The sequence below is a fragment of the Pseudovibrio sp. FO-BEG1 genome, from assembly GCF_000236645.1.
Lineage (GTDB): Bacteria > Pseudomonadota > Alphaproteobacteria > Rhizobiales > Stappiaceae > Pseudovibrio.
In genome coordinates, this window is record NC_016642.1 from 4,872,947 (window position 1) to 4,898,531 (window position 25,585).

Annotated in this window: 18 protein-coding genes; 8 read left to right on the top strand and 10 right to left on the bottom strand. The window is 50.5% G+C overall.

Annotated features, from left to right (window positions below; translation table 11 throughout):
* Positions 1 to 27 precede the first annotated feature (27 nt).
* Positions 28 to 684 (bottom strand): ChrR family anti-sigma-E factor, encoded by a 657-nt coding sequence (locus tag PSE_RS21915; RefSeq protein WP_014286808.1) that lies wholly within the window; start codon positions 682 to 684, stop codon positions 28 to 30.
* The gene (locus PSE_RS21920) at positions 681 to 1,274 is read right to left on the bottom strand and encodes a sigma-70 family RNA polymerase sigma factor (RefSeq protein WP_014286809.1); all 594 of its coding nucleotides are present in this window, start codon (positions 1,272 to 1,274) and stop codon (positions 681 to 683) included. The genes PSE_RS21915 and PSE_RS21920 overlap by 4 nt, the downstream gene beginning before the upstream one ends.
* Before the next feature lie 145 nt (positions 1,275 to 1,419).
* Between PSE_RS21920 and PSE_RS21925 the strand changes: the two genes are divergently transcribed.
* From PSE_RS21925 to PSE_RS21935, 3 genes are read left to right on the top strand one after another with little or no spacing between them, the layout of a single operon-like run.
* Positions 1,420 to 2,760, top strand: coding sequence for an NAD(P)/FAD-dependent oxidoreductase (locus PSE_RS21925; protein ID WP_014286810.1), 1,341 nt, complete (start codon positions 1,420 to 1,422; stop codon positions 2,758 to 2,760).
* A complete protein-coding gene (locus PSE_RS21930) occupies positions 2,757 to 3,617 on the top strand; it encodes a DUF1365 domain-containing protein (RefSeq protein ID WP_014286811.1) in 861 nt (286 codons plus the stop codon). The genes PSE_RS21925 and PSE_RS21930 overlap by 4 nt, the downstream gene beginning before the upstream one ends.
* Positions 3,614 to 4,858, top strand: coding sequence for a cyclopropane-fatty-acyl-phospholipid synthase family protein (locus tag PSE_RS21935; RefSeq protein ID WP_014286812.1), 1,245 nt, complete (start codon positions 3,614 to 3,616; stop codon positions 4,856 to 4,858). Before PSE_RS21930 ends, PSE_RS21935 begins: the two co-directional genes overlap by 4 nt.
* 39 nt (positions 4,859 to 4,897) lie before the next feature.
* Here the strand turns inward: PSE_RS21935 and PSE_RS21940 are convergent, their stop codons facing one another.
* From PSE_RS21940 to PSE_RS21950, 3 genes are read right to left on the bottom strand one after another with little or no spacing between them, the layout of a single operon-like run.
* Positions 4,898 to 5,335 (bottom strand): nuclear transport factor 2 family protein, encoded by a 438-nt coding sequence (locus PSE_RS21940; RefSeq protein ID WP_014286813.1) that lies wholly within the window; start codon positions 5,333 to 5,335, stop codon positions 4,898 to 4,900.
* Positions 5,332 to 6,084, bottom strand: coding sequence for an SDR family oxidoreductase (locus PSE_RS21945; RefSeq protein WP_014286814.1), 753 nt, complete (start codon positions 6,082 to 6,084; stop codon positions 5,332 to 5,334). Before PSE_RS21945 ends, PSE_RS21940 begins: the two co-directional genes overlap by 4 nt.
* 44 nt (positions 6,085 to 6,128) lie before the next feature.
* On the bottom strand, positions 6,129 to 7,661 hold the full coding sequence (locus PSE_RS21950; protein ID WP_041768754.1) for a cryptochrome/photolyase family protein: 1,533 nt from the start codon (positions 7,659 to 7,661) through the stop codon (positions 6,129 to 6,131).
* Positions 7,662 to 7,838: 177 nt separating this feature from the next.
* Between PSE_RS21950 and torS the strand changes: the two genes are divergently transcribed.
* A complete protein-coding gene (torS, locus tag PSE_RS21955; RefSeq protein WP_208998019.1) occupies positions 7,839 to 10,745 on the top strand; it encodes a TMAO reductase system sensor histidine kinase/response regulator TorS in 2,907 nt (968 codons plus the stop codon).
* On the opposite strand, the gene PSE_RS21960 is transcribed toward torS, so the two are convergent.
* Both PSE_RS21960 and torT read right to left on the bottom strand, forming a co-directional pair.
* Complete coding sequence (locus tag PSE_RS21960) at positions 10,712 to 11,428, bottom strand: response regulator (RefSeq protein WP_051125947.1); 717 nt, start codon at positions 11,426 to 11,428, stop codon at positions 10,712 to 10,714. The two genes, torS and PSE_RS21960, sit on opposite strands and share 34 nt — an antisense overlap.
* Positions 11,429 to 11,436: 8 nt before the next feature.
* Entirely contained in the window at positions 11,437 to 12,543 is a 1,107-nt protein-coding gene (gene torT, locus PSE_RS21965) for a TMAO reductase system periplasmic protein TorT (protein ID WP_014286817.1), read from the bottom strand.
* A 119-nt stretch (positions 12,544 to 12,662) separates the two neighbouring features.
* Between torT and PSE_RS21970 the strand changes: the two genes are divergently transcribed.
* The 4 genes from PSE_RS21970 to PSE_RS21985 all read left to right on the top strand — a co-directional run bounded on the left by PSE_RS21970 (position 12,663) and on the right by PSE_RS21985 (position 18,865).
* Entirely contained in the window at positions 12,663 to 13,823 is a 1,161-nt protein-coding gene (locus tag PSE_RS21970) for a NapC/NirT family cytochrome c (protein ID WP_014286818.1), read from the top strand.
* 38 nt (positions 13,824 to 13,861) lie between these two features.
* Positions 13,862 to 14,485 carry a molecular chaperone gene (locus PSE_RS21975; RefSeq protein ID WP_014286819.1) on the top strand — a complete coding sequence of 208 codons (624 nt, stop codon included), beginning with the start codon at positions 13,862 to 13,864 and terminating at the stop codon, positions 14,483 to 14,485.
* A gap of 31 nt (positions 14,486 to 14,516) precedes the next feature.
* Positions 14,517 to 16,988, top strand: a complete 2,472-nt coding sequence (gene torA, locus PSE_RS21980; RefSeq protein WP_014286820.1) for a trimethylamine-N-oxide reductase TorA — start codon at positions 14,517 to 14,519, stop codon at positions 16,986 to 16,988.
* A gap of 896 nt (positions 16,989 to 17,884) precedes the next feature.
* The gene (locus PSE_RS21985; RefSeq protein WP_014286821.1) at positions 17,885 to 18,865 is read left to right on the top strand and encodes a crotonase/enoyl-CoA hydratase family protein; all 981 of its coding nucleotides are present in this window, start codon (positions 17,885 to 17,887) and stop codon (positions 18,863 to 18,865) included.
* A 9-nt stretch (positions 18,866 to 18,874) separates the two neighbouring features.
* Here the strand turns inward: PSE_RS21985 and PSE_RS21990 are convergent, their stop codons facing one another.
* The 3 genes from PSE_RS21990 to PSE_RS22000 all read right to left on the bottom strand — a co-directional run bounded on the left by PSE_RS21990 (position 18,875) and on the right by PSE_RS22000 (position 25,580).
* Positions 18,875 to 21,478 carry a hybrid sensor histidine kinase/response regulator gene (locus tag PSE_RS21990; RefSeq protein WP_014286822.1) on the bottom strand — a complete coding sequence of 868 codons (2,604 nt, stop codon included), beginning with the start codon at positions 21,476 to 21,478 and terminating at the stop codon, positions 18,875 to 18,877.
* Entirely contained in the window at positions 21,475 to 23,661 is a 2,187-nt protein-coding gene (locus PSE_RS21995; RefSeq protein WP_014286823.1) for an EAL domain-containing protein, read from the bottom strand. The genes PSE_RS21990 and PSE_RS21995 overlap by 4 nt, the downstream gene beginning before the upstream one ends.
* A gap of 578 nt (positions 23,662 to 24,239) precedes the next feature.
* Positions 24,240 to 25,580 (bottom strand): HlyD family type I secretion periplasmic adaptor subunit, encoded by a 1,341-nt coding sequence (locus PSE_RS22000; protein ID WP_208998020.1) that lies wholly within the window; start codon positions 25,578 to 25,580, stop codon positions 24,240 to 24,242.
* Positions 25,581 to 25,585: the final 5 nt, after the last annotated feature.

Sequence of the window (25,585 nt, forward strand, 5' to 3'; positions counted from 1 at the left end):
AACAAACCAGACGCCTCCAACTCAAAATCAAATCCGGAACAACGGCTGCAACAGTTTGGGGAGAAAGCCTTTGAATTCGAGGGGGGCGTCTGTTACGGCGAGGCAGATGCAGTCTTCTTCTGTGTCGGCGACGGGCTGGTGATGCACGTGTTCGTCAGCTTCCTGAACATCACCGATCTTGTAACGGCCGGTCTCATCGCTGAAGGAGCCTTGCAGGACAAGCGTCATCTCTGAGCCATGGTGTGAATGCTCCGGGGTGACGAAGCCGGGAGACAGCTTCAGCAAGCGCGCACTTTCACCTTCACTTGGCTTAATCGGCAAGATGAACTGGCGGATACCCGGGCCAACCATCTTCCACTTGATGTCGTTAAAGCCATGACCAAGCACATCCCAGAGGGCTGACGGAACGCCCTTCTCAGCTCTCGGCTCGGCAATGTAGGCAGCAGCGGGAACGGCAGGCTCATCTTCTACACGCGCCATCAGCAGGTCAAACATATCGTCGGACGGCTTTTGCTGCTCTGTTGTCTGCAACATAGCCCCTGCGAGCGCTTCAGCTTCAGCAAGGCGACCTTTACATCCCTCACAAAGCTCCAGATGACAGGAAACCAGCAGGGCATGTCCGGCAGGCAGCGAACCTGTCGCATAGGCCCAAAGAATTTCATCGCTGAGGTGATGGTTGATCATAGTTCCACCCCTTCCAAAAGTTTCCGTAGTCGCGCTAAAGCAAGTCTCATTCGGGACTTAACAGTACCCAGTGGAAGTTCCAGATGCTGGGCGATTTTTGAGTGACTGGCATCTTCATAGAAGGCCAGTTTAATTATCTTTGATTGCTCTGCCGGCAAGAGTGGAAGCACTTTCTCTACCTGTTCACTCAATTGCGATTGATGATGGTCATCCAGCTGCGATCCCTCACCAACCAACTCATTGGCAAAAAACTGATCGTCTTTGTAAAGATACCGCCGCTCTTTACGAAACCGATCAATCCGCAGGTTACGGGCGATGGTGTAAATCCAGGTCGATGCAGAGGCCTTCCGGCTGTCGAACATCTCGGCTTTGCGCCAGACAATGACAAAGGTTTCCTGAATAAGCTCTTCGGAAAGCTCTGCTGTTGCTCCACCTTTAAGAAAGTACGTTTTCAGGCGTGGAGCAAAGAACTCGAACAATTGCCTAAACACATCCCGCGAACGGTGCTCGCCCAGCGACTGAAGCAAGGCGCTTAACTCCGCAGAGGTCAGGCAGTTTTCACTCTCACCATCATTACTTTTAAGTTGCATCGTAACCATCGCTCTGCAAACCGCCGAATTGTATCACACGTCTTTTTACCAAACAGTTTGTCATTTGGATCACTTTTTCCTGCCTAGGGTGATCCATTTCCAATCAGCGCTCCTAAAAAGAGAAACTTTAGATTGGACGAAAGCAATGAAAATAGCAGTGATTGGGAGCGGAATTTCTGGCCTTTCAGCCGCCTGGCTTCTTTCCCAAAAGCATCAGGTAGACATCTATGAGAAGGACGATCGCCTCGGTGGTCATGCCAACACGCAGTACCCTGTGATCAATAATGTCGAGGTCCCTGTAGACACTGGCTTCATTGTCTACAACGAGCGCACCTACCCAAACCTCACTGCTCTCTACGACCATATCAACGTCGACACCAATCCTACTGAAATGTCGTTTGCGGTCTCCCTCAATGAGGGACAGCAAGAATACTCTGGTTCAGGATTGAAAGGGCTGTTCGCTCAAAAGACCAATCTTCTACGGCCATCTTTCCTGCGCATGATCGCTGAAACCCTGCGCTTCTATAAAGACGCCCCAGAAGATGCTGCAAAAGCAGAGTACGAGACAACCACACTCGGCAGCTACCTATCTCAAAACAACTACTCAGAAACGTTCATCAACGACCACCTGCTCCCAATGGGAGCGGCGATCTGGTCTATGCCGCCAGCACAATTGCTTGCATTCCCATTCCAGACCTTCATTGGCTTTTGTAACAACCACGGTCTCCTCCAACTGAAGGACCGACCACAATGGCGTACGGTGACAGGTGGCTCTCGCAACTACGTGGAGAAACTGGCCGCAGAGATTTCCGGCAAGATTATCCTGAATGCCAATATCTCAGATGTGCAGCGTAAGCCCGGATCTGTGACCATCTTCTCCAGAAATGGCCAGGTCGACACTTACGATCACGTGGTCTTTGCCTGTCACTCAGATCAGGCGCTGGCAATTCTCAATGCGGAAGGCAATGCATCCAACGCAGAGCGAAAGATCCTTGGCTCAATTCGTTATCAGCGCAACATCGCCATCTTGCACCGCGATAAATCGCTCATGCCAAAGCGCAAAACAACGTGGTCAGCATGGAACTTCATCGGCTCACAAATGGGCAACAACGCCCTTTGTGTGACCTATTGGATGAACGCACTTCAACAGCTGAACACCACTGAAGATGTGTTTGTCACCCTCAACCCCAACCATCAGCCAGCAGCCGGGTCCATATTGCGCACCTTCCACTACGCGCACCCTGTGTTTGATCAGACAGCGCTCACCGCGCAAAAGCAACTCTGGCAGATACAGGGCGAGCGAAGAACCTGGTTCTGTGGCGCATATCTCGGTTACGGCTTCCACGAGGATGGACTTCAGTCCGGCCTCGCTGTGGCCGAAGCACTTGGAGATGTGAAGCGCCCATGGGATTGCAATAATCCGAACGGTCGCATTGGCTTACCTGAGGATTGGCAGTTTGGCGGCCAGCAGGAGGCTGCGGAATGATCCTGACCAGACGACAGCATAAAGCAGAAAACGCACCGCTCAGAATTTATCTGGGCGATGTCGTGCACTGTCGTCATGACAAGATCAAACACAAGCTGAGCTACAAGGCTCTGTCCTTCTCAATCGACATCGACCGATTGCAGGACATAGATCAGATGTCGTCGCTTTTATCCGTTGGCCGGTTCAACCTCTTCAGCTTCCACCCATCAGATCACATGGAGAGCGGCCATAAAGACCTGCGGAGATATGTAGAAGCAGTCCTGAAGCAGGCAAAGATCGACGCCCTCCCGGACAAGATCCAACTGCTCACTTACCCCAGATTTTTGGGACGAGCCTTCAATCCAATCAGTGTGTTCTACTGCTACTCCAAGGAGAAGCTTCAAGCGATCCTGTATCAGGTCAGAAACACCTTTGGAGACATGCATCACTACGCCGTCGAGATCGATACATCTGAAGCTCAAGGCATTCAGCCAGTGTTCCGGCACTCATGCCCAAAAAACTTCCATGTCTCTCCATTTCTGGAACTCTCCGGCCACTATCACTTCATAGCGCGCCCTCCGGCAGATGATGTTTCACTCATTATCCGCCTCACTCAGGAAAGCGCACCCGTACTCACGGCAAGTTTTCAGGGCAAGGAGCAACCCGCAACAACAGCCCGCCTCTTGGCAATCGGGCTGCGCTACTTCCAGAACTCCGCCAAGATATTGGGATTGATCCATTATGAAGCGCTCAAGCTCTGGATCAAAGGCGCCAAGTTTTACAAGCGCCCTACTCCACCCGCTTCCATCGTAACAGGCATGCATAAGCAAGGCCCTGCACTCAAAAAAATCAAAGCAAACTCAGGGAGACACCCATGACACTCAGAGACAACTCCTCCCTCAGTCCATTGGCAGGCGCCAGTATGACGGATCTCAACCTGACCTCCAGACTTTGGAAGTCCCTGCTGGATCCTATGCTCAGCAAACTCAAAGAAGGACATCTCGGTGTTGTTCTGCCCAACGGCCAGTTACTGACCTATGGAAACCAAGCCAATCACGGCCCCATCGTCACCGTAAAGATCCTACGCACCCGCCTGTTGTGGCGGCTTCTCTCCGGAAACTCTCTGGCTCTTGCCGAAGGGTATTTGGAAGAAGACTGGCGGTGCAGTGATCTTCGCTCCCTGTTTGATTTACTGGTTGCGAACCAACACATCATGCAGTCTGTCACAAAACGCGGTATTTTCTCACGAGCCCTCGCACGCCTGCGCCATCTGGCAAATGCAAACACACTTGCAGGCAGCAAACGCAACATCGCGTTCCATTACGACCTGGGCAATGATTTCTACAGCCATTGGCTGGACGAAACCATGACTTATTCTTCTGCCTACAAACTGCAACAGCATGAGCCCTTGCATGAGGCCCAGCGCAGAAAATACGATCGAGTTTTGCAACTGACCGACACCAAGCCAGATCAAAAGATCCTCGAGATCGGCTGTGGCTGGGGCGGGTTTGCAGAACATGCCTGCCAATCCGGACGAAACGTTCACGGCATCACACTGTCACAGGAGCAACTGAAGTTTGCCCAGTCTCGCCTTCAGTCCCAACAAACAAACGGCAACGCTTCTTTTGAGCTGAAAGATTATAGAGAGACCGACGGCCAATACGACGCCATCGTCTCTATCGAGATGATTGAAGCAGTCGGAGAGGAAAACTGGAACAGCTACTTCGAAAAGCTGAAGTCCAGACTGAAGCCCGGTGGAACAGCCGTTATTCAGGCAATCCTGATTGCTGATGACAAGTTCCACACCTACCGCAAAAACGTTGACTTCATTCAGCGCTACATTTTCCCGGGAGGGCTGCTTCCTTCAGCTCGCGAAATGGCACGGAAGATAGAAGAGCAAAAACTGGAACTGATCACCCGCGAGTTCTTTGGCGCCGACTATGAGCAGACTCTGGTTCGATGGAGAAAAGCGTTCTTCCAAAACTGGTCGGAAATCTCAAAGCTTGGATACGACAGTCGCTTCAAGCGCATGTGGCATTACTATCTCGCTTATTGCGAAGCAGGCTTTGCCCAAGGCACTATCAATGTAGGTCTGTTTCAGATTAAGAAGCCAGCTTAATAGCCAAAAAAGTTGGGCCACACCGGCCCAACTCATCCCTCAGATAGCAGCTCTGCCCGCAATCCATTTGATCATCGCCCCAACAATCGGCAGTTTGCGATAAAAGTGCCGCGATGCATCCCAATAATCGTAATGCGCACTCACCTTGCCTTGCGCATCAAAATGCACCTCAGTGAGTCCCCGCACGCTCCAGTTCCCCAGATGCTTTTGCTTACAGGTAAAATCCCATCGCATAAAGCACAGGTCGCCAGACCACGCCAGATCGAGGATCTTGAACCGAGGCTCCTGAACATCCTCGTACATCTTGTGAAAGACCTTCTCAAAGTTCTCACGACCTTTCACATCATTAAATGGATCGATGAAGTGCACATCATCACTGATGAGCTCATGAACTTCTTTGATGCGCTCTGGCGTGACGTTTTCAAAGAAAAGCGCATACTGCCGGGCAGTACTCTCCAGTTCAGCTCTCTCGGTCATCTCTTACTCATCCTTCTCATGACGGGAAAGTAGAGAGCGTAAGGCAACATCCGAAGCACTTTCATGATGGCACCCAGACGGAACGGGAAGTAGACTTCAAACGACTTTCGCTGAAGCCCCTCATAGATATCCTTGGCCGCTTGTTCGGGTGTAAGAAGAAACGGCATATCGAACGTGTTCTTGTCCGTCATTGGCGTTTTCACAAAACCGGGGTTCACCAATGAGAGTTCAAGTCCAACCCGATCAAAATCGGGCTTCAGGCTCTCACAAAGATTGATCAGCGCTGCTTTCGTCGGCCCATAACATGCAGCCTCTGGAAGACCACAATAACCACTAAGGGAGCTGATGATCGCAATGTGCCCGCTACCTTGTTCCTTCAGCAAAGGAAACAGCCTTTCAATCACACGAACGGCACCAAAATAGTTGGTATCCATAGATGCCACGGAGTGCTCTTCCGTCAGCACATCAATACCGCCGGGATAATAAAGGCCAGAACAATACACTGTCAGATCAGGCAGCTTCCCTGCATCGTGAAACTGCTGGATCACGGCGGTAACCTGTCCACTGTCAGTCACATCCAGCGGGACTACGTCGAACTGAACTGCATCCTGAGCAAGCTCTTTAAGCTTCTGCTCGTTTCGCGCACTCACCGCAACACGCCAACCAGACTGCGCATAAAGCTGAGCAAGACTGGCTCCGATGCCGGAACTCGCTCCAATAATCCAGACAAGCTTTTGATGTTCTGCCATAACGCCCTCTCTGTCTGCTCTTACGCTACCCAACAGTTTTCAGATCACGCCTGCGGCGCGTCCAGCTCAGCAAAGAACCGTTGGCTATCCTGCTTAATCTGGTCCCTCTTCGCGTCGCTCATTTTATCCCAGCTGCGATAGATCATCGAAACCCGCGGATTTCCTCGCAGCTTCTCCTGGTTCTTCTCCAGAAAGTTCCAGTAAAGATAATTGAAAGGACAAGCCTTCTCTCCGGTCTTGGCAGAGACGGAGTAACAGCAATGCTGGCAATAATTGGACATGCGGTTGATATAAGCACCGCTGGCTGCATAGGGTTTGGAGGCAAAAATGCCGCCATCTGCAAACAAGATCATACCGCTCACATTGGGCAACTCCACCCACTCATAAGCATCTGCATAAACAGCAAGATACCATCCACTCACTTGTTTGGGCGTTAACCCGGCAAGCAGCGAAAAATTCCCAATCACCATCAAACGCTGGATGTGATGCGCATAGGCATTGGATTTGGTCTCCGCAATACACTGGCGCAGGCAGTTCATCTGAGTCTCACCGCTCCAATAAAACTCTGGAAGATTTCGTGAGGCATCAAAGAAGTTCAGCTCTGCATACTCGGGCATATTGAGCCAGTAGATCCCCCGGATAAACTCACGCCATCCGACAATCTGGCGAATAAAGCCCTCAACGGAGTTCAACGGCGCACGCCCTTCAAAGTAAGCACGTTCCGCTGCCCTCACACACTCCATCGGCAGCAACAAGCCGCAATTGAGATAGAAACTGATGTGACTGTGAAACATCCAGGGCTCCCCCTGAACCATCGCATCCTGATAATCACCAAACTTGCCAAGTCGCTCAGCAACAAACTGATCCAACACCTTCAACGCATCTTCACGGGAAACCGCAAAAAAGAAGGGCTGTAGGTCTCCAAAATGATCCGGAAACGCCTCATCCACCAGGGCCAAAACTTCTGTCGTGACTTCATCTGGCTCAGCCGCAAAGGGCGCAGGCACCTCCAGTGCATCCGGAGCACTCTTGCGATTATCGTGATCAAAGTTCCACTGGCCACCCAGCGGTTTGTCACCTTCCATCAAAACCGCATGTTGGCGCCGCATATCCCGGTAAAAGTACTCCAACCGCAAATTCTTGCGACCAGAGGCCCAGCGCTGGAACTCATCAGAGCTGCAAAGAAATCGGTCATCCTCCCTCAGTTCCACCGGAACACCCAGCCGCTCCTGCCAACTCTTCATATCATGCAGCAGTCGATACTCTCCCGGCTTTGTCACAATGACACCGGAGACAGCTTCTTCCTTCGTCAGACGAAGAACTTCCCCAAACAAGCTGCCCGTGTTCTCAGCACAGTCGTACCGCCTGTAAACAACGCGATGTCCGAGTGATTTCAGTTCCTCTGCAAAGTGCCGCATGGCCGAAAACAGAAACGCAATCTTCTTCTTATGATGACGGACATACGTTGCCTCTTCACGCACCTCCGCCATCAAAATCACATCCACACCCGGCTCCGCGTCCCGCAAACTGGAAAGCGACAAACTCAGCTGATCCCCCAACACCAACCGCACCCTCATCTCTCGCTCTCCCTTCAAAGGAACTCATTGATTTCCGAAAAAGGTAGGGCGCAAGGCATGAGGAGACCATACCCGAGTATTGGGACAAGCTCTCCCCCTGAGACATGTTGTCTTGCGGCTATGTAGAGAGTTGCCCTTATCCCCTCCTCACAGATAGTCAGGAATGATGAGGAACAGGTGGATGACTCGATGATTGCGATGGGCATCAGAGGACGGCTTTTACTGGCGTTTGGCGCCATCGTTTTATGTATGCTGCTCTCCGCCAGCACCGGCTGGCTCGGCTTCAGCGCCGTTGAAGACGCTAATGACCGCATCACGCAAGAAGCCCTTCCCAACCTCCTCCTCGCACAAGAGATCAGCGAAACCAGCAAAGCCGTCGTCTCCTCCCTACCTTCTCTCGCTCGCGTTCAAAATCTGGAAGAGCTCGCTCAGCAAAGCCGACGCCTCTCTCAGGCTCAATCCAGCATTCAGGATAAAATCACCCATCTCACCCAGCGCGAGATACTCGGCCCGCAGCTTAATGAGGTGAATATCGCAGCCAGCGCACTGTTCGATGTGACCATGAAGCAAGAGGTGCTGATGGCCGAGCGCGTGCGTGTTTCAGCACATTTCAACGCATCTTTTACAAAAGCGCTCACAACTTCGGACAGATTAACGCAAATCTCCCGAACGCTGGTCGAGAACGCGTACACCCGCTCGATGGCAGCGATCGTCCGCACCTATGACCTGGTCGAAGAAACGCAGGAAGAAGAACAACTTCTAGCCGCTTTGGACGGCATTGCAGAAGACAATTTGGACCAGTTGGAGCGTATGACAGAGCTCCGCCTGCTCTCCATTCTGCTCACACACAAGCTCAACACCGTTGCCCGTGAGTTAGACATCGCAAAGATCAGTCAACTCAAGCAAGACCTCGCGCAATCCTGGCGGATTATCGAACGCCGCCTCCGCTTTGCAAGCGATCCCGGAAGGCAGTCAGAGGCAACACAGCTTCTTCAGGAACTACAGGTCGAATCCACTGGTTCATCTGGTGCTGATGTGTTTGCCTTTCGTGAGCAACTAGTGCGATTAGATAAGCAAGTTGAAGCACTTACGAAGGAAGCAGCGGAACATAGTACCGAGCTGACAGCAGCCGTTGAGCGCATTACGGCTTCCTCTCAGGACTGGATCAACCAAGCCATCAAAGACTCTGGACTCGCCATCACAGCGGGCCAGATCACACTTGTTGCACTGGCTGCGATCTCTTTGCTTGTCACATTCGCAGTCGTGTACTTCTACGTTCAGGGCAATCTTCTCAAACGCCTCTCCCGCCTCCACGAAGGCATGGCAACTCTGGCGTCGGGCAACCTATCCTCTACCATAAACGACTACGGCTCCGACGAGCTACACACCATGGCTAAAACCCTTGAGGTGTTCCGCCAGACGGCCGTTGTGCGAGGTCAGCTCGAAGAACAACAAGTGAAGGTAAATCAAGAGCTTCAACGCTATCAGAATGAGTTGGAGCAACTCGTTGAAGACCGCACGGAGAAGCTGGTGGAAGTCAACCAGCAACTCGAAGAAGAAGCTATCCGACTGGAAAAAGCACGCAAGCAAGCCGAAGAAGCCAACCGTGCCAAGTCCACCTTCCTCGCTACTATGAGCCATGAAATCAGAACACCTATGAACGGTATTCTGGGCACCACCTCACTCCTGAAAGACACTCAGCTCAACACCGAGCAACAACGTCTGACAAGCACCATTGCAGAGTCCGGCAACGTACTTCTCTGTATTCTCAATGACATACTGGATTACTCAAAGATTGAAGCAGGCCAGCTCACCTTCGAGCAAATCCCATTCTCCGTACACACAGTCATCGAGCGTCTGATTACACTGTTCACCCCTCTGGCACAGGAGAAAGACCTGAGCCTCACCTATCATGTGGCAGACAATGTGCCTGATGGCAGCCTTGGTGATCCAGCCCGCCTCTATCAAGTGCTCTCCAACCTCCTCAGCAATGCAATCAAGTTTACGGAGGTCGGCGGCATCCAACTGCAAGTCACTGCAAGCAAAAAACAATCAGAGCTGAGTTTCTCAGTAATAGACAGTGGCATCGGCATTCCAAAAGACAAAATTTCCTCTCTGTTCGATGCGTTCTCGCAAGCTGAAGATTCAACCAGCCGCCGCTATGGTGGAACCGGCCTTGGCCTGGCAATCTGCGATAAGCTGATAAAGGGAATGCAAGGAACAGTTTCAGTTGATAGTGAACTTCACATAGGCAGCACATTCACCTTCACACTCCCCATGGAAACTTGCGATTACAAAGCAGAAAGCCCAGTGATTTCAGAGCAGGAAACCCTTCCCGCTGCAAACGTTCTGATTGCCGAAGACATTGAAACCAATCGCTTTATTCTTCGCAGCATGCTGATCAAACTGGGTATGTCCGTGTTCGAAGCCCATAACGGACTGGAAGCTCTCGACCAACTGCAACGTGAACGGCCAGACTTGGTGCTGATGGACGTCAGCATGCCAGAGATGGATGGCCTTGAAGCGACACGACAAATCCGCAAGCTTGCAGATACGACACTTGCAAGCACTCCAATTATTGCAACTACCGCTCATGTCATCGGAGTGGACGCTGACAAATGCAAAGAAGCAGGCATGGATGGCTTCCTCGCCAAGCCATTTGAACAAGCAGAGCTTCACCAGATCTTGCGCTCCGTCCTACAGAGAGATGGCAAAGCTCGCGCCCAACAATGCGCACCTTCCCAAGCAGCCACAAACCACACTCAAGTGCTTGATCTAGAAACACTGGATCAAGATGTCGAAATGCTCGGGGAAGCTGCTGTGGCAGAAATCATTGAGCTCTTTGAAGTGGAATCCAAACAGTTGCTGTGCAACGTACTTTCCGCTCAAACACCTGAACAACAAAAGAAAGCAGCGCACGCCTTGAAGAGCGCTGCCGCCAGCTTGGGTCTTCAGGAACTGCGAGAGTTATCTGCTAATGTTGAAGCCGCAAAGCGACTACCAGAAGGTCTCTCTGATGCTCTAGACAGAGCCATAAACGCTCTTGCGAGCTACAAAGCCTCAACACTCTCAGCGAAGATATAGCCCTCTCCGTGAGACGTCAGGATCATGGTTGGTTTGCGCGGATTATCCTCAAGGATCTTGCGAAGCCGCCCGACCAACACATCAATCGAGCGGTCATTCGGTGACCAACTGCGATGGCTGATATGATCCATCAGGTAATCTCTGCTCAAAACAGTACCCGGCTTGGATGTAAAGGTGTTGAGCAGCTGAAACTCTCCTCGTGTAAGAGCAACACCTTCCTCACCTTCAGCAACTAACTCCCTCTTCATCAGGTTCAACGTCCAACGGCCAAACCGATGCGCATGGGCTTCATCCTTGGAAGGCTGCACCTGCCCGGATCGACGTAAAAGAGCTTTCACCCGCGCCAGCAACTCTCTGGGATTATAGGGCTTTGTAATGTAATCATCTGCCCCAACCTCAATCCCGATAATCCGGTCAATCTCATCTGTCCGGCCAGTTACCAGAATAATCCCGATATCTGACTGTGCACGTAATGCTCTTGCCAGATTGATCCCATCATCATCCGGCAGGTTGATATCCAGCAACACCAGATCAATCGTAAACTCTTCTAGCGCTTGATGCATTTGACCAGCATCAGCAGCCTCCAGCACATCAAAACCTTCGGTTTGCAGATAGGCAACCAGCTTCTTGCGAGAGATCGCTTCGTCTTCAACAACGAGTATGCGGGTTTTGCGAGTATTCAACGGATCACCTAGTTGCTCTTAGTTTCTGCATTGCGTTGCGCTTCCACCGTGTAAGTCGGACTGAAAGACGCCGGAGACAATGCACATTCCAAATCGATTTCAGCAATGTTGTCTTTCGTCACCATCAAAATCTCTGGTGCATAGTGCTTGAGATATGGCTTGCCTTCCAAAAGACGAATGCTTTGATCGATGGCCATCATGCCCTGCATGACCGGTTGATCAGTGGGCGAAGCAATGATTTTGCCACGCTTGATGCCACGAAACACGCCATGGGTTAGATAACCGGAAACAACCTCAATATCCTCTGAAAGTCCACGAACTTTAAGTGCGCCAATTGCCGCTTCTGCCGAAACTCCAGTTCCAATCAGATAATCTGGAGCAGTTCCACCTTCCAACTCTTCTTCAATCAGCGAAAGCTGGATCAGTTTGCCTGTATCTCCGTAGCGTGTTTTCAGCAGATTGGCGGAGGACTTTGTCAGCTCTGATTTGAAGGCACTCAACTTGGTTGAAGAGATCCCCGGCTTCCCAGCACCAGGAAACCAACTCACATTTACTGAAGCCGTTCCAGCAGGGTGCCTCTTTGTAATCACCTGCGCTGTTCGGCGCCCCATTTCGTCCCAATCAACACCAGTCGCAGCCGCAATGAAGTCGCTACGTATGTTGTTCACTAGCGCAATAACCGGCGTATCTTTTGCAATCTCCTCTAACAGATCGTGATGTCCTTCAAAGGAAACTGTGCCCAGCAGAATTGCATCCGGCTTGCTGTCCGCGCAGGCCTGCAACTGCTTGCGCTGCTGCTCCAGCTGATAATAGCCACCTGCCTCATAAACACGCAGATTGATGTTCAGTTTCTTGGCTTGTTTGACCATCCCGTAATTGACGCTAAGCCAGTATGAATCCTTCAGATGCGGATAGAGCGCACAGATGCTCCAGGCCTTTTCAGCCTGCTTAAGCGGCTCATAAGAAATGCTTTTCCGCGGTGAAGTGAAATCCAGCAGCTTCTCCCATGTCACTGCAGACCAAGTTTCTGCATGCGCATACCCCGTTAGAAACACCCCAACAAGAGCCGCCATCAGGATCTTACAAATTCTTACAATTTCTTTCGGTCTGTTCATAGCAAGCCAGAACCCAGTTCATATCCGCCCGCTACCATAGAGATAAATCAGTCGCTGGGAATGCGACCAATCCGACAGCAGGATCACATTTTCCTGTAGGGCACTCAGGAACAACAATAATGATTAAAAAGCTCTGGCAACGCATGTGGACGGCAAGTCCACTTCCTCTCGCGGTTCTCATCATCATAGGTGGTATCGGGGGCATCATCTTCTGGGGCGGCTTCAACACAGCAATGGAAGTCACCAACAATCTGGAGTTCTGTGTCTCCTGCCACGAGATGCAACCAGTTTATGAAGAATACAAAACCTCAGTTCACTACCAGAACAACTCAGGCATAAGAGCAGAATGCCCGGACTGCCACGTCCCACGTGAGTGGGGGCCTAAGGTCATCCGCAAAATTCAGGCAACAAACGAGCTCTATCATAAGTTCATTGATCCTTCGATCGACACACCGGAGAAGTTTGAAGCCAATCGTCTGCGCCTTGCCAAGAACGTTTGGCATGCCATGAAGGAAACGGACTCCCGCGAGTGCCGCAACTGCCATGCCTTCGACACGATGAAGATCGATGGCCAGCGCGAAAAAGCACAAAAGATGCACCCAAAAGCCATCAAAGAAGGCAGCACCTGCATCGATTGTCACAAAGGCATCGCGCACAAACTTCCTGATCTTTCAGCGGCTTCCAAGCAAGCATTCGAGATGTTGAAAGAACAGTCCAGAACTGTCAGCTACAACGCAGATCATCTCACCACTCTGGCAACAGCAAACATCTACCTCAACGAAGATGACAGCAAAGCAGCAGGTCGCATCCTCCCTGCCACCACAGTTGAACCTGTCGATGCAAGTGGTGAGCGTGTCAAAGTGAAAGTGAGCGGCTGGAGCCAGAAGGGTGCAGAGAAAATCATCTATGCAATGAAGGGCCAGCGAATCTTCAACACAGCCCTCGGTAAAACAGCAGTGCCAATGGTTAAGCGCGGTGAGACCATCACTCTCGAAAGCACAGGTCAGGATTGGACTGAAGTCAGCTTCACCGGCTTCATGGACAAGAAAGACATGATCTCGGACGCAGATGCCCTTTGGTCTTACTCCGGTGAGCTTTACGAGAACTCCTGCTCAGTTTGTCACAACGCGCCATCACCTAGCCACTTCCTGGCAAACCAATGGATTGGCGTTCTGAAATCAATGGTGCGCTACACCGCACTCAGCAAAGACGAACAGCGCCTTCTTCAAAAATACCTGCAGCTCAACGCACAGGACACGGGCGGCAAAGGCCAACACTAGCCGCCCTGTCACTCCCGTCTCTGTCTAAGGAATATGCCATGTATGATCTAACGGACATCACCACAGAAAATCTCTCAAGAGCCGCAACCTATCGCTTCCTTGCAGGTGTTTTCGGAACAGAAGTGGATACCGCCTTCCTGCAGTCAGCAACCTCCGGAGAACTCCGCCAGTTATTGGATGATCTTCAATGCGAAGTTGATTTGAAAGATGCTGTTGATCTGTTGAAGTTCAATCTGGATCAACGCAGTCACGATGCCTCTGCAATCATGGATCTGCGTGTTATCTTCTCAAGCCTGTTCCTCGGTGCCGGTGGTCGCAAATCCGCCCCACCGTACGCCTCTTACTACGCCACCGAGAAAACTTCTCTCAGCCATGCCTGTGTTGCAGAAATAGAAACAACCTATCGCAAGCACCAGCTGGCTCCCCATCAAAATTTCTCCGAGCCTGCTGACCACATCGCAGCCATGCTGAGCTTCTGCTCCGAACTGGCATTGCAACCAACACAGCAGGCTGAACTGAAAGCCTTCCTGCAAACGCACCTGAAAACCTTCTCGCAAGGTTTCAGCGAGGACTGCTCATCCTACGACAACGATGGCTTTTATCTTGCTTGCGCCAACTTACTCCGCGCTCTGATCGAGCGCGACCTTAGCACCCTGCACTAAACACATAAAACTGGGAAATTGGAGGGACATCATGTCCACTCAAAATAACACGATCACCGAAAACACAAGCCCAACCAAAGGGATGACACGTAGACGCTTTCTGTCTACGCTGCTCAGCACCTCTGCCATTGCATTCATGGGCTCACCACTTCTGATGAAGGTTGCTCATGCTGCAGCAGCTGGAACTAAGGAAGTGCTCAACGGCGCGCACTGGGGGCTGTTCCGTGCTGTTGTAAAGGATGGTCGCTTTGTTGAAGCAAAACCTTTCGAACACGACATTCGCCCAACATCAAACATCGCCAACACTCCTGAGCTTGTATACTCACCAAGCCGCATCAAGTACCCAATGGTCCGCCGTGGTTTCCTTGAAAACGGCCCTCAGGCCAACACGGAAGACCGCGGTAAATGCGAGTTCGTACGCGTAACCTGGGATCAGGTATTCGAACTGGTTGCAAAAGAACTGAACCGCGTGCGTGACACTTTTGGCCCTGCAGCAATTTATGGCGGTTCTCCGGGCTGGAAGAGTGTTGGTCGCTTCCACAACTGCCGCGCAGGCCTCTATCGCCTTCTCAACATGAACGGTGGCTACACAAAAGGCGTGGGTGATTACTCTACTGGTGCAGCTCAGGTCATCATGACCCACATCATGGGTAACCCGGAAGTGTACGCTCAGATGTCCAGTTACGAGACCGTTCTGGAGCACACAGACAACATCATTCTTTGGGGCTGTAACCCGCAGGAAACCCTCAACATGGGTTGGGTCATTCCAGATCACAAAGGCTTCACTTATCTGGACCAGCTGCGTGACGCAGGCAAGAATGTCATCTCCATCGATCCACTGATGACCGAGTCCGCAAAGCATCTTAACGCCAAATGGTATGCGCCACGCCCCGGTTCTGACACTGCAACCATGCTGGCAATCGCTCATGAGTTAATCAAAACAGAGAAAGTAGACGAAGACTTCCTCTCTGAATTTGCTGTTGGCTATGAAGAACTCAAAGCCTATGTGCTCGGCGAAACAGACGGCATTGAGAAAACACCTGAATGGGCCTCTGAACTCTCCGAGCTACCGGCAAGCGATATCCGCGACATCGCAGCTCAGATGGCAAACGGCACAACCATGATCATGGGCGGCTGGTCCATGCAGCGTGCTGACCACGGTGAGCAACCGCACTGGATGATGGTCACCCTCGCAGCAATGCTTGGCCAGATCGGCAAACCGGGTGGCGGCTTCGGCTATTCATGGCACTACGAGTGTGCAGGCGTACCATCCGCAAACAACGCAATCGTCCCGGGCCTGTCTGGCGGCAAAGCACCAGAAAACATGCCTCCTGCAATGCCTGTGGCTCGTATTACGGACGCACTCCTCAACCCGGGCGAGACCATCGACCACAATGGCCGCAAGTACACCTATCCTGAATTCAAGCTGATCTACTGGACAGGCGGCAACCCGCTCAGCCACCAGCAAGATCGTAACCGTATGCTCAAAGCATGGCAGCGCCCTGAAACCATCATCGTTCAGGACATCTTCTGGACTGCATCCGCCAAGTTCGCTGATATCGTTCTGCCTGCAACCACTGCATTTGAACGCAACGACATGGAAATGGGTGGCGGCGCTTCCGGCAAGTACCTCTTCCCGATGCACCAGGTTGTTGAACCTCAGTTTGAATCCAAGAACGATCTCGACATTTATCAGGGCATCGCAGACAAGCTTGGCTTTGGTGACAAGTACCTCGAAGGCAAATCTGAAGAAGACTGGCTACGCGAACTCTATGGCAAAGCACTGGCACAGGGCAAAGCCAAGAACCTTGAAATGCCAGACTTTGATGAGTTCTGGTCCAACCCAACAAGCTACGTCGAGTTCCCAACAACGGATGAAGCAATACAGTACACCCGTCACGGCGAGTTCCGCGAAGACCCTCTCCTTGAACCATTGGGCACACCATCTGGTCTCATCGAGATCTATTCCAAGACTGTTGCGGACATGGGCTACGACGACTGTAAAGGCCACGCAACCTGGATCGAACCAGCTGAATGGCTTGGTTCTGAGAAAGCCAAACAGTATCCTCTACACATGCTTTCACCGCACCCAGTGGAGCGCATTCACTCTCAGACCAACAACATCTCCACCCGCGACAACTACACCATCGCAGATCGCGAGCCAGTTTGGATATCTGAGGAAGATGCATCTTCACGCGGTATTAAAACCGGTGATGTGGTTCGTGTCTTCAACGAACGCGGTGAGACACTCGCGGGCGCATACGTAACAGGAGACCTGCGTAAGGGTGTCATTCGTCTGCGCGAAGGCGGTTGGTACGATCCGGAAGAGCCAGGCAAGATCGGCTCCCGCTGTAAGTATGGTCACGCTAACGTTCTGACCATCGACAAAGGCGCCTCAAAACTGTCTCAGGCAACCATCGCAAACACCTGTCTTGTAGACATCGCTAAGCTGGAAGGAGACGCACCAACCGTAACAGCATTTGACGCTCCTAAAGGTGCATAATTAAAATCTAAGGCCGCTCTACTTACCCCCAGAGCGGCCTTTTTCTTGCCTGCGCGAAATCGATTCATCATACATTTTTGCTGGTTATCACCTCAAACTCAGCACGTTTCAGCAGTTTTCCCCCACTTCACACCCAAATTTCAACCAAGGGCTTGGGAAAAGTCCACCTAGATGAAATTGCCGATTTTTTAGGCAAAAAACCTTAGAAGAACAGTTTTAATCTTACAAATCGCAATTCTTTAGAGTAGCCACGACATAACATGCATCAAACACATAAAATGCAATTAAGCACCTGTAATAAAAAGTATTTTTAAGATAGTAGCAAAATTTTTACCACTTTAGGTAATCAACCCAAATCCAGTTTCCCAGTTTAAACTCAAGCGCAGTTTAGAATAGATCTCTATGCCTCATGCAAAACTAAAACAGAAGGTAAGTTTTCTCAGCCCATAGCAATGTGTAAACAGGTCACATTTTATGTTTTATATTTAGATTTAAGTAACGCTTTAATTTTACAGAAATCCATAACTACTTATGCTTGTATCTCATTAAGCAAATTCCGCTTCCAACTGAATTGTTTACTACAAACTTCAGCTTAACATCGCATTACCTATTGGTAACCCCCACTTCAGCTCTTAAGTAATCATAGATATAACTTTCGCTAATCTAACAGTTAATATTTATGGTTAACAATAAAGCTAAAATTTTAGCCACAATGCCGCTAGGTAACTACTTTACCTAAGCAGTGTGGAAACTTTTTTACTCGACATACATATTAGCATTAATATATTATTTACCATGTTTGATTGCACATAATACAGTCGGAAACAAAAAATAGACTGATCTGGGGTGTGCCATAACCACTGTAAACGCGTAGACCAAAATTTGTAGGGGCTGAGATGTCTGATCTAACGGGGCATAGATCCAACTTTCCTTCCTTTAGTGGAACCACGAAGCCATCCCTGAAGTCCAATGCGCATCCAGCAATGGATGTCTCAACTGTTTCAATTGCACAGCAATTTGCATCAGTTCAGTTGAATTGGGTTGATCTGGAGTTTGACGAAACCAACAAAGCACTCTGGCTTTACATGAAGAGCGAAGGTCGTCCTTGCTTCACGCCAGAGCTATTGGGTGAACTGGCCCAGTCTCAGGCCGTGATGAAGCGCCTCTTCGAGACCTATCAGCCAGCAGATCCATGTCCGATCAACTTTAAGGTCGTCGCTTCACGTATTCCGGGCGTTTACAATCTGGGTGGAGATCTCAATCTCTTCATTCAGCTGATCCGCGAAAAGAATCGTGAGAAGCTTCACAGATATGCAGTTGATTGCATTGACGTTGTATACCGCAACGCTGTCTCTTCCAATCTTCCAATCATTACCATCGGCATGATCCAGGGTGATGCTTTGGGTGGTGGCTTTGAAACAGCCCTCTCTTGTGACGTCATCATCGCAGAAAAGCAGGCGAAGTTCGGCTTGCCAGAGGTTTTGTTCAACCTGTTCCCGGGTATGGGTGCCTATAGCTTCCTGTCTCGCATGGTGGATGGTCGCGTCGCTGAGAAGATGCTCATGAGCGGCCGCTTGTACTCAGCAGAAGAGCTTCACGAAATGGGCATTGTCCATGAAGTGGTTGAAGAAGGCCAAGCACCGTTCGCAGTTCAGCAGTACATCACCAAAAACTCACGCAAACACACCGCTCATTCAGCAATCTACCGTGCAGGTCGCACCGTGCAACCAGTGAGCTATGAAGAGCTGATTGACGTGGTTGAGATTTGGGTAGATGCCGCACTGTCTTTGTCCGATCAGGACCTGAAAAAGATGGAACGCCTGACAAAAGCTCAGGACCGTCTCGGCACTCCATCCGTTCGCAAACAAGCTTTCTAGAGCTTAGCTCTAAGAAAAATCCAAAGTGCTCAAGCGGTTGACAGGGTTATGCCCTTCCTGCTTGAGCTGCTGCAGGTAGCGACTAAGATTATCATGATCTCGCTTCACCTTACCGGACAGCTTTCGCACCATGTCTTCACCCAGAACATGGATCTGGTGTGGAGGCATGTTCTCCATGTCATCACTTAGTTTGGCAACTTCAGTCGCCCCAAGATTGACTGAAGCAGACCGCAGGGCATGTGCACTTGCACGGAATAGCTCAGTATTGCCAGCCTCATAAGCAGCTTTGATATCGCGATGCAGTTGCGTGGTGTCCTTCAGATAATCCTCGATCACCCCAATCACAAAGTCCAGACCACCAAGCGTTCTCAGCTGAGACAGGCTTCCATAGTCAATCCCTGAAGACACTTCAGAAGAGAAACGCGGATGCTCCGAGATGGAAGTCACCTGACTGTTGGCGATTTGCCTGCGCGTGATGTTCTCGTAAACACCGCTTTCAGCAATCACATCATCAATCAATGTCAGAAGTTTCTGCGGTTCAATTGGCTTCGTTGCACACGCATCAGCACCAGCTTCCTGTGCATTACGAGCTGCAGCACGGCTTGCGTCTGCCGTCAATGCAATGATAGGCAAGCGATCCTGCCCAAGCTCTGTAATACGATGCAGCTTGATGGTCTCAATGCCATTCAGAACTGGCATATTGATATCCATGATCGCAAGATCGTAGGAGTTCTCTTCAAGCTCATCCAGCGCCAGCTCACCATTACTGACGAGCGTGCAGGTGTGCCCGCCCTTCTGCAAGATTTTCTCAATCACACGCTGGTTGGTTTTGTTGTCTTCAGCAACAAGAATGTTAAGGCCGATGTAGCGACTGAAGTAAGCCTGAAGCTCTTCCTTCAGCTCCATGCCAGACTTAGCGTCTTCAGCACCAGCCGCTCTCAAAGCCCATGCAACGGACTGAGTAGTAACGGGGACTTTGATGGAAGACACAATGCTCGGCTGGAACACATCCTCACACTCTTTTTCCGAAGCAGAAGAGTACATCGGAATAAGATTGACGTTGTGATGTTGCCCGGTTGACTTCAACGCATAATGCAGGCTGTCAGAGGTCGCAGCCAAAACATCTTCACCAACGAACAGAACAATCTTACCGCCATCAGTAGACGTCTGCTGCCGCAACGAACTAAAGGCACTACCGACTGTTTCAAAGCACTCAGGCTCAATACCACACGCGACCAGAGACTCAGCGCATACATCTCGCAGATCTTTGCGTTTAGAGACAATTGCAACAGCACCATCAGCCACTTCAAGAAGTGTAGTCTCATCACCAACAGCACGACCAACTTCAAGCTCAATGCTGAACGTACTTCCCTGCCCAGGCTGGCTGGTTACCTTAACTTCACCGCCCATTGCGCGAACAACTTCACGCACAATGGAAAGACCGAGACCTGTACCACCAAAGCGATCAACGATACTTTCATCGGCCTGAGTAAAGCGCTCAAAAATGCGACCTTGAGCATCCTCAGAGATACCAATGCCGGTATCTTTCACCTCCAGCAACAAACTGACTTTACCGCCATCCATTTCCTTGCAAATTGCACTAATGGAAACAGAGCCCTCTTCGGTAAACTTGACCGCATTGCCGGCAATATTCAACAGCACTTCACGGATATGACGCGCATCACCTACGAGGAACGGGGGTAACTTACTGTCTACGTAGCGCGAAATAATCAAGCCTTTGCCGCGCGCTTGCCCTTGAACAATCTGTGTCACTTCACGCAGGATCGAGTTCATATCAAAGACCGTCCGATTGACGATCATGCGTCCGCTTTCGATCCGGCTGAAGTCAAGAATGCCATTGATCATGGAAAGCAGTGAGCTGCCAGAGTACTGGATGGTCTTAGCCATATCCCGCTGCTCAGGATCCAACTTGGTATCCTGAATAAGATCACCCATACCGATGATCGCATTGAGCGGCGTCCGCAGTTCGTGGCTCACAGCAGTCAAGAACTGAGTTTTTGCCTTATTGGCAGCTTCAGCTGCTTGCTGCGCAGCGGTCATCGAGCGAATAAGCTTGCTGGCGTATAGCGGCACCACCACCAGACACCCCAGCAAACCAAGTCCAAGGATAAACTCACCTTGCCAATATGGCGTCGTCAGCACCACTGCAAATCCACTCACAGAAGCGATCGTGGCCAACGCAAGATAATCCAGTCCGAACCGGAATCCATTGCCGAAAATCACCCAAAGATAAATTGGGAACAGAATGGAGAGATACTCACCACCTGCATAAAGGCCAGCAGAAACGGCTCCCACATCCAGGAAAATTGCCAGAACCCGCCGCAATGAGCTGACTTGCTTCGAGTAAAGCAAGTGCGCGAGCAGTGCCACGGAGCCCAATGCAAAGGTAGTCATGATAACGTTGGTCTGGAAGTTTTCGGCACTGCCAAAGGTGATGTTCGATGCCAGATACGGGGTTATCAGCAGTGTGAACATAAACCGGTTCAGAGACATTTCACCTTCACCACCACCCAGCTGAGTGATGCGGGAATACAGCTCTTTCAGTTTGCCCAATGGAAGCATTTGCAGCTTTACTTTTCTGTTATCGTTCATAGCTCAAACTCCGCCCCCGCCAGAGCTCGTTGCTGGCTATGTCCTTGCAAATTTGAGGATTGCTCCTCCAACAGACGAGCAAAATCTTCAGCAGGCACAGGCTTGCCAAACAGATAACCCTGCGCCATCTCACAACCAGCATCCGTCAGATACTCTGCCTGTTCACGTGTCTCGACACCTTCAGCAATGATGGAGAGATCAAGGCTCTTACCGAGACCGACAATTGCCTTAATGATTACGGTGTTGTTCGGGTCCGTCATCATATCGCGCGTGAAGCAGCGATCGATCTTCAGACAGTCAACGGAGTATCTGCTCAGATATGCAAGTGAAGAATAACCTGTTCCGAAGTCATCAATGGAGATCGCGATCCCCATCTCGCGGATCTCACGTAGATCGCGCACTGTGGCGTCTGAGCCATGCAGCACGATATTTTCAGTGATCTCGATTTCAAGTTTGTCAGCTGGCAAGCTGCAAGAAACCAACGCATCCCTCAAAAGCTGCGGCACATTCTGCTTGCGGAACTGCGTTGGCGAGATGTTGACGGCAATACGCGGCGTTTCAAGCCCCATATCCATCCACTTTTTCGCCTGCTGACACGCGGCAAAAATCACCCACTCCCCGATCGGCAAGATGAGACCAACTTCTTCAGCTGTACCAAGGAAAACATTCGGCGCCACTACACCATAGTCAGGACGGTTCCAGCGCAGCAGAGCTTCGGCCCCAACAATCTCGTTAGTCCGCAAATCAATCTGCGGCTGATAAAACAGCTCCAACTGATCATGCTCAATCGCATTCCGCAGTTCAGCTTCCAGCGCGACAGTCTCTTTGACGTGATGATCCATCTTGGTTGAGAACAAATGGAACGTGTTCCCGCCATCAGCCTTAGACTGATACATAGCCATATCCGCACAGCGCAACAGTTCTTCACTGTTCAAGCCGTCTTCCGGATATTTCGTAATCCCGACACTGGCGCTGGTTTGAAGCTCTTTCCCGCTGATGTGGAACGGTTCTTCCACCACACTCACCAGATGCTGAGCAAAGCGCATGGCTTCCTCAGAGCTCTTCAAATCAGTCTGAAGAATGGCAAACTCATCACCACCCAGCCGTGCAACCAAGTCAGAACCATCTACACAGCGCAGCAAACGCTCTGCGAGCACCTCCAGCAAGCGATCACCTGTGCGGTGACCCAATGCATCATTGATGGATTTGAAGCGGTCCAGATCGATGAAATGCAGCGCAAAGCTACGTCCGCTGTTGCGACACTGGAAGATTTCTTCATCAATCCGCTCACCAAGCATGGTCCTGTTTGGCAAACCAGTCAGAGCATCATGGTGCGCAATATGCAGCAAATGAGCTTCCGCACGCTTGCGATCAGAAATGTTGGTCGCAGTCGTCACCACATGCGTCGTGTTTCCTTCCACATCCAGCAAAGGGCTTTTGGTAACGATGAAATGGAAGATGTCCCCCGCATGGTTACGCTGCTCAATCTCGTAAGGTGGCAATGCCCTACCAGTAATAAACACCTTGCGGTCCAGTCGACGATTCCGCTCACGGGTAAACTTATCGAACTTCCCATAGGTGTCCTCACCAACAAGCTCAGCAGTTGTTGAGTTCAGGAACCGGGCCCATGCTGCATTGGAGAAAGCGCAAAGGCCATCCCGCGTACTGGTGGTGATCATTGCAGGAACGCTGTCGATAACCTGAGCCAGCTGCTCACGAGAATCCCTCAGAGCTTCCTTGCTCTGCTGTTCTACGTTGACCAACTCTTGCTCAAGAAAACGCGCATGTCGCTTAACTGCATTCTGCTCTTCTCGCAGAGCAAGCAGATTTCGCGCTCGGCTTACAAACTCATTGTGATCAACCGGGCTCTGCAAGAAATCAGTTGCGCCTGCTTCCAAAGCACGAATGCGGAACGAGCGGTCTGTAAAGACCGTAATGACGACAATCGGCACATCACTGCAATGCTCCAGCGCGCGCACCTTCTGCGTCAGGTCAGCCCCATCCATCTCTGGCATGCTGTAATCGGTAATGATTAAGTCGGGGACGTTGCTCTCCATATAGTCGAGAGCATCAATCGGCGAGGCAAAACATTGTACTTTGACAGATGCATCTACAGCGAGTGCAAGCTTCTCAAAGATACTTCTATTAATTGCTCTGTCATCGACAATAACGATTGTTGTCATGCAGCTACCACCACGAGCCTAACTGCCGAAGGTATCAAATACCCGCAGCAGTTGAACAAATTCACCCCATGGTTATCTTCGCTTAAGGAGACAGTGTTAAGAAATGCCAAATAGTTATCATTAAATGCCTAGTATCAAACTAATGGTTCTATTTACCTATAGGCATACACGGTTCGTCCACCGTCAGTGCACAGACCCTTTAATTTCCTTCATCAACGGAATAAAGCTAACGTAAGCGGTAGTTTGCGAGGTTTTGCACGACAAAACAGTTGGGTCTTCAATTAGTTACTGAAACATTGAAAACACAATAAAAAATTTTCTTCAAATTACACTGAACAGTTGTGAATATAGATCCACACACACTCGCCTAAAGCTTGCACCCCAGCACAACCGAGCAAATAAGATTCTAGTAACAAGACTGAGTCTGACTAAAAAAGTCACCCAAACTCTTTTATTTTCCTTTGAATCATTCTTAGAAGAGACTTTCAAACATTAAACTTTCTGCCAAGAAGTATAACCCGGTAGAAAGCGCCAATCATTAAATGGGCTTAACGAACTGGCCTGTACCACTTCAGGTTTTATGGCTCCCTGAAGGCTCTGGCCATACTGTCACGCACAGGCTCCATGAGATAATCAAAAAAGGTTCGGTCTCTCGTCGTGATGTACACTTCAGCAGGCATACCGGGAGTTGCCTTGAAGTTCAGATGCCCGGGGATTTTCTCACGATCCAATTGCACCCGCGCTTTGTAAACGTCCCCCACACTGCTCATCGGATCTTCATTTCGTAAGGCATCTGCTGAGACATAAATGACTTTGGCATCCAGCATTGGCGTAATGCGCTGGTTTAAGGCTGTCAGCCGCACCATAGCCTTCTGCCCTTCCTTCACATTGTCGATCTCCGTAGTCTGGATGGAAGCCTCAATGATCAACTCATCTTGCAGAGGTAGGATCTCCATCAGGTCCTTCCCGCTCTCTACAACACCCCCAGCAGTGTGATAACGCATCCGAACGACAATGCCGCGTACAGGAGCAACAATCTCAACACGCTGTAAGACATCTTGCGCCGCCCGTATCTGCTCACTCACATCATCAAGATCCGCATTAACAACCTGCAGCTCACCGACTGCTGTTTGGGAGGCTTCATTCTCCACTTTAACAATCTGAGCACGCGCTCGTGCAATCCGCTCAGTCGCATCTCCAATCTCAGCAAGGATGCGTCCTTCTTCACCTTTCAGGTTCGCAAGCGAACGCTCAATACGCAACACATCTGATTTTCGGATCAATCCCTTACCCAAAATCTTCTTCTTGGCATCCAGCTCTTCCTGGAACAACTCCATCTGCTGCTTCACAGCAACCAACTGAGATTGACCACCCTGTATGCGTTCCTTCAGAGCATCGATACCCTGCGCAAGAATATCAATCTCACTCTGCAGCTTTCTCGTTCTGGCTTTAAAGGTCAGTGACTGGCTCAAGATGATACTTTTGATTTTCGGATCGTGCGCTGTGCTTGTAAGCATCTCAGGAAGAACCAGCGTCTTATGCCCTTTGGCTTCTTGTGTTAGGCGCGCCTGAATAGCTTGCAAACGTGCTTGCCGGATCACCAGCCGCTCCAGATTTGCTTCAGCAGCGGTTTCATCCAGTTTCACCAGAACATCACCAGCAGAAACCACATCCCCTTCTTTTACGAGGATCTCTTTGATGATCCCACCTTCAAAGTGCTGGACAATCTTGTTCTGACCTGTAGCAACAAAAGAGCCGGATGCAACCACAGCACCTGCCATGGGAGCGCTGGAAGCCCAATAACCAAATCCGGCAAAGGTAAGCGCAATAATGATTAAACTAGCCAATATGGGAGAGCGAGTTGTGCGAGGCACATCCTCATACCAGCTCCCATCAAGTATAAGTGCTCTAGTAGACATTAAAA